Genomic DNA, 5,109 nt, shown 5'->3' on the forward strand with positions numbered 1-5,109 from the left:
CTGCATCGTAAACGGGAGAGGCAGCTTGGCCGCCGGATCAACGATTGACGCGCTCGGCCAGTTCGAGCTTCATCCTGTTCTCGGGCAGATTGGCGAGGCGCTGCGCTTCAGTCAGTCTCCGGCTTTCATGCTGGTGGCTGTCGTCCTTGTTCTGGCCTTCCTGTATATCGGCATGCGCCCGGCGTCTGTTGTCCCGGGTCGTCTGCAGGCAGCAGCCGAACTGGGCTATGACTTCATCCATAACATGGCGACAGAGACGATCGGTAAGGAAGGCACGGCCTTCTTCCCGTTCGTGTTCGCGCTGTTCTTCTTCATTCTGGCCGGTAACTATCTTGGCCTGATCCCGTATTGCTTCACCTTTACCAGCCATATTGCCGTGACCGTGTCGCTGGCCCTGCTGGTTTTCGTGGTGTCTATTCTCGCTTCGCTGAAGCACCAGGGTTTCAAGTTCTTCGCGCATTTCCTGCCCGATGGCGCCCCTGTGTTCCTTGCGCCGCTTCTGGTGCCGATCGAGATCCTTTCTTTCCTTTCGCGACCTGTCAGCCTGTCGATCCGACTTTTCGCCAACATGATGGCTGGTCACGTTCTGCTCGAAGTTTTCGCTGGCTTCACCCTGATGCTGGCGGGTCTTGGGGCCTTCGGGTCGGTGCTGGCTGTGGCGCCTGTCGTCATCAATGTCGCACTGACGGCTCTGGAATTGCTGGTGGGCGTTCTGCAGGCTTATGTGTTCGCCATCCTCACCTGCATTTATCTGCGTGAGGCTGTGGCGCACTGAGTGCACGCCGCGACCCACGCTCAACTGTTGTTTCGTCGTAACCAAGGAACCTGACTCATGGACGTCTCTGCTGCTCGCGAAATTGGCGCCGGTATTGCTGTTATCGCTCTTGCCGGTGTCGGCATCGGCCTCGGCAACATCTTCTCGACGCTGGTGAGCTCGATCGCCCGCAACCCGGCTGCACGCCCGCACGTGTTCGGCCTCGGCATGCTCGGCTTCGCGCTGACGGAAGCCGTTGCGCTTTTCGCTCTCCTCATCGCCTTCCTGATCCTCTTCGTCTGATCCAGAGGCAGGGGTAACAGTCATGCGCCTTCCGTCTCGAAACCTCGCTGCCACGCTTGCCGTCGTGCTTGCGCTCGGCACTGTGCCGGGACGGGCCTGGGCCGTTGGCATGCCGCAGCTTGACTTCTCCAACCCCCTGCTCATCGGGCAGGTGGTCTGGGGCGCTGTCATTTTCGCGGTCTTTTACGTCATTCTGAGCCGCTCGGCCCTGCCGCGCATCGAAGGGGTTCTGACCCATCGACGCAACCGGATCGAGGGCGATCTCGATATTGCCCGCCGTGCCCGTGACGACGCTGACCGCGCCGTTGACGAACTGCGTCGCGCCCGCCACGATGCGGGTGCACAGGCTCAGGCCAATATCGACCGGGTCGTTCACGAAGCCCGTATGGCTGCCGAGGCACAGACCCACGAAATGAACCATCGGCTCCATGCCGATATTGTCGAAGCTGAAAAGCGCATTGCTTCTGCCCGTGCCGAAGCGCTTGCCAGCCTGCCGACAGTCGCTACCGAAACGGCCCAGAGCCTGATCGAAAAGCTGCTGCGCCCCGCAGGTCTGGAAAATGCGGTTTCCCGGGCTCAGGTGCAGGACGCGGTCCAGGCCGGGCTTGCGGCTAGCAAGGGCTGAGGAGAATACGCGATGTTTCATGATCAGCGTTTCTATGTCGCTATTTCCTTCGTCCTGTTCTTCCTGTTCTTCGGACGCAAGCTCTGGGCGGCCATTGCAGCTGTTCTCGATGCGCGTGCCGACCAGGTGCGCAGCAATCTGGACGAGGCAAGCCGCCTGCGCCGTGAGGCCGAGAAGATGCTTGAGGATGCCACGCGTGAGCGTGAGCAGGCTCTGGCCGAATCCCGTGCCCTGATCGAGCGTTCGCGCGCCGAGGCGGCCAGCATTGCCGAAAACGCCCGTCGCGAGGCAGAAGCCGTGGCAGCCCGCCGCGAGCAGATAGCCCGTGACCGCATTGCGGCTTCCGAGCGCGCAGCCATCCGCGAAGTGCGTGAAATGGCAGCCGATGCAGCCATCCAGGCGACACGCAGCCTGCTGACACAGCATCTTACTGCCGAGCAGGCAGGCGCTTCAGCGCTGCTTGACCGTGGCATCAGTGATCTGCCACAGGCTTTGAAGGCTTCCAACGAAGCCGGATCGCGCAACCAGAACGCGGCCTGATCATCTGTCCGGGCTTCATGGCCCGGACAATTCATAGGCGGTTTCTGCCATGACCATTCGTCTCTCTATCGTTATCGCCGTTCTGAATGAGGCCGAGAATATCCGCCCCGTTTGCGAGGAACTCGCGAATGTGTTCGAGAACGCGCGGGATATCGAAATAATCTTCGTTGATGATGGCAGCCGCGATGCGACGGTGCCCCAACTCCTCTCTGCCCGTGAAAGCCTCCTTCCTGCCCTGCGCCTGCTGAGCCATGATCGGCGCCGGGGCAAGTCTGCGGCATTACGTACCGGCATCGAGGCAGCCAAGGGGCGCTGGATTGCCACGCTGGATGGCGACGGTCAGGATGATCCCGCGGTCATCATTGACATGCTCAAGCGCGCTGAAGCCTTTACCGAGGGCGAACCTCTGGTTGTGGGCGTTCGCCTCAAGCGCAATGACCGTCTTTCACGCGTGATCGCCACGCGATTGGCCAACGGACTGCGCCGTCGCCTGCTCAATGATGGCTGCCCCGATACGGGCGCCCCCATGAAGCTGTTCGCCCGTGATACCTTCCTGCGTATCCCTCAGTTCGAGGGTGTGCATCGCTTTCTGCCTGCACTTCTCGGGTGCTACGGGGCAAAGCTGATCTGCGTCGAGACCCGTCACCGGGCGCGTCTGCACGGCCAGTCCAAATATACCAATCTCAATCGCGCGCTCGTCGGCATCCGTGATCTTCTGGGTGTCATGTGGCTGCTCAATCGCACGAGACTGCCGGGCCGCGTAACCGAACGCTGAGGGCTCTCATGACTCTGACCTGGCGCCATTACCTTGGCGTAGCGCTGCTGACGCTGGCAATTTTCCTGCCTGGGCGCATGAGCCTCGTGCCGCTCGATCGCGATGAGCCGCGCTATATGGAAGCGTCGGCGCAGATGCTCGAGAGCGGCAATTTCATCGATGTCCGTTTTCTCGATCAGCCACGCTATCTGCAGCCCGCTGGGATTTACTGGCTGGAGGCGACGGCGCAGAAAATCTTCGGCGGTCCTCATGACCGTCATGTTGCTTGGCCCTATCGAATCCCGAGTCTGATCGCCGCCGTATCGGCAGTGACTTTGACAGCCTATCTGGGTGCGCTGCTCTTCGGCGGGATGACGGGCCTTGTGGCCGCGGCCCTGTTGGCGGTCTCGACGTTGCTGACGGCCGAAGGGCGGATGGCGACCATCGACACTGTCTTGCTGCTCGATATCCTGCTGGTCGAGACGGCCTTGCTGCGCGCTTATCTCGATGCCCAGCGCAATCGCGAAACGCCGGTCACCATCGCGCTTCTGTATTGGGGCGCGCTGGGTTGTGGACTCATGCTTAAGGGGCCGGTCGTTCTCATTCCAGGGCTTGCCACACCGCTCGCCCTGCGCCTGATCGAAAAGCAGGCAAGCTGGTTCCGGCGTTTGCGCCCTTCATGGGGCTGGCTGGTCACTCTGGCTGTCGTGCTGCCCTGGTGCATCGCGATTGGCGTGGTCAGCCACGGTGCCTTCTTCTCACGCGCAGTCGGAACCAATTTCCTTGGCAAGATCGGACACGGGCAGCAGGCACACGGTTTGCCGCCGGGCTTTCATGCCGTGGTGTTCCTGCTTGCCTTCTGGCCTGGATCGCTCTTTCTGGTGCTGGGTCTGCCTGCCATCTGGGCGCGTCACCGCGAACCAGTCGTGCGCTTCCTGCTGTGCTGGATTGTCCCCCATTGGCTGGTTTTCGAGGCAATCGCGACCAAGCTGCCGCACTATGTTCTGCCCACCTACCCCGCAATTGCCATTCTGGTAGCGGCCACGCTAGTCAGGTGGCCGCTGCGTCGACCCTCTGCCTTGTGGGCACGGGGGCTGATGGGGGTCTATGGACTGCTCTGGGGCGCACTGGCTCTGGTCTTTGCCGTGGCTGGACTCGCCTTGCTATGGCAGAGCGAACATCGCTTCGATATTGGAGCGTCGATTGCCGTGGCAGGCGCTCTGCCCCTGGTGGTTTACGGGTTCTGGCTTCTGTGGAAAGCGCGACGCCTCCAGGCAGCCTGGGTCATGATCAGCGCGGCTGTTGTGATCCATGCCGGCATCTTCCTGACGGTCATACCCAATCTTGGCCTATTGCAGCTCGCGCCCCGCGCTGCGGCGCTTTACGAGGATTACAAGCCTTGTGAGGAGAGCACGCTCGTCTCGGTATCCTATTCGGAGCCCAGCCTGGCGTTTCTGGCCGGATCGAACACGAAGCTGCTAGGTGTGCCCGATGCCGCACGGTATCTCACAGCTAATATGGCGTGTTCTCTGGTGCTGGTCGATCGCAAGGACGAGGCAGCGCTTCGCTCAGCGCTGGATGGGCAGGGCGTTGCCCTGACGGAATATGGCCGCGTGACCGGGCTCAATTATTCCAATGGTCATAAGCTGGATCTGGGATTGTTTGCGCCAGCCCGTCGTTGAGGGCGCGGAGCAAGCAACAATGATGAATTTCTTGAAGCCGGGATAACGCCCAAACGGGTTATTAATCTCTTCTTCAAGTATTCATGCGTACGTATAAAGTTAAATCAGGCCGTACGATCGGCTGCGATCGTGGCAACCAGCAGAGCGCCAATAACGGGAATGAAAGAAACCATTGTCAGGGCACTCAGAGCGCTGAGCGGATGCGAGACGAGGTTGAGGATTTCAACGGTGAACATGAGCTATTCCTAAGGTATCTGGTGTGTGGCGCGGTAAGAGCGCCCAAAACCAGTCCGAAGCAATCGCTCAAAACGCGCTCCAGCAATGCAATAAACGCATGGAACGAGTTGGTTTTCTATTTGGATTTTACCTACGGGTATTTGGCGAAATAAAATATCTCGCCAAGGTGTCCCGAGGCCTATCTTGTTGCTTTGATGGTGGTTACGGGCTTGGG

7 protein-coding genes are annotated in these 5,109 nt (G+C 60.3%); 6 read left to right on the forward strand and 1 reads right to left on the reverse strand.

Going from position 1 to position 5,109, the window contains the following annotated elements:
- Positions 1-25: 25 nt before the first annotated feature.
- The 6 genes from P792_RS24075 to P792_RS24100 are packed head-to-tail and all read left to right on the forward strand — an operon-like array spanning position 26 to position 4,658.
- Positions 26-775 carry a F0F1 ATP synthase subunit A gene (locus P792_RS24075; protein ID WP_023977840.1) on the forward strand — a complete coding sequence of 250 codons (750 nt, stop codon included), beginning with the start codon at positions 26-28 and terminating at the stop codon, positions 773-775.
- Between the two features lie 57 nt (positions 776-832).
- On the forward strand, positions 833-1,057 hold the full coding sequence (locus tag P792_RS24080) for an ATP synthase subunit C family protein (protein ID WP_023977841.1): 225 nt from the start codon (positions 833-835) through the stop codon (positions 1,055-1,057).
- Between the two features lie 22 nt (positions 1,058-1,079).
- A complete protein-coding gene (locus P792_RS24085; protein ID WP_031240140.1) occupies positions 1,080-1,682 on the forward strand; it encodes a hypothetical protein in 603 nt (200 codons plus the stop codon).
- Positions 1,683-1,694: 12 nt separating this feature from the next.
- Entirely contained in the window at positions 1,695-2,222 is a 528-nt protein-coding gene (locus tag P792_RS24090; RefSeq protein WP_023977843.1) for an ATP synthase F0 subunit B, read from the forward strand.
- Positions 2,223-2,271: 49 nt separating this feature from the next.
- Positions 2,272-2,997, forward strand: a complete 726-nt coding sequence (locus P792_RS24095; protein WP_023977844.1) for a glycosyltransferase — start codon at positions 2,272-2,274, stop codon at positions 2,995-2,997.
- Between the two features lie 8 nt (positions 2,998-3,005).
- On the forward strand, positions 3,006-4,658 hold the full coding sequence (locus tag P792_RS24100; RefSeq protein WP_023977845.1) for a glycosyltransferase family 39 protein: 1,653 nt from the start codon (positions 3,006-3,008) through the stop codon (positions 4,656-4,658).
- Between the two features lie 104 nt (positions 4,659-4,762).
- Here P792_RS24100 and P792_RS39530 read toward each other — a convergent pair whose 3' ends face one another.
- Complete coding sequence (locus tag P792_RS39530) at positions 4,763-4,894, reverse strand: hypothetical protein (protein ID WP_023977846.1); 132 nt, start codon at positions 4,892-4,894, stop codon at positions 4,763-4,765.
- Positions 4,895-5,109 lie beyond the last annotated feature (215 nt).

This window comes from Asaia sp. SF2.1 (assembly GCF_000505765.1).
Classification (GTDB): domain Bacteria; phylum Pseudomonadota; class Alphaproteobacteria; order Acetobacterales; family Acetobacteraceae; genus Asaia; species Asaia bogorensis.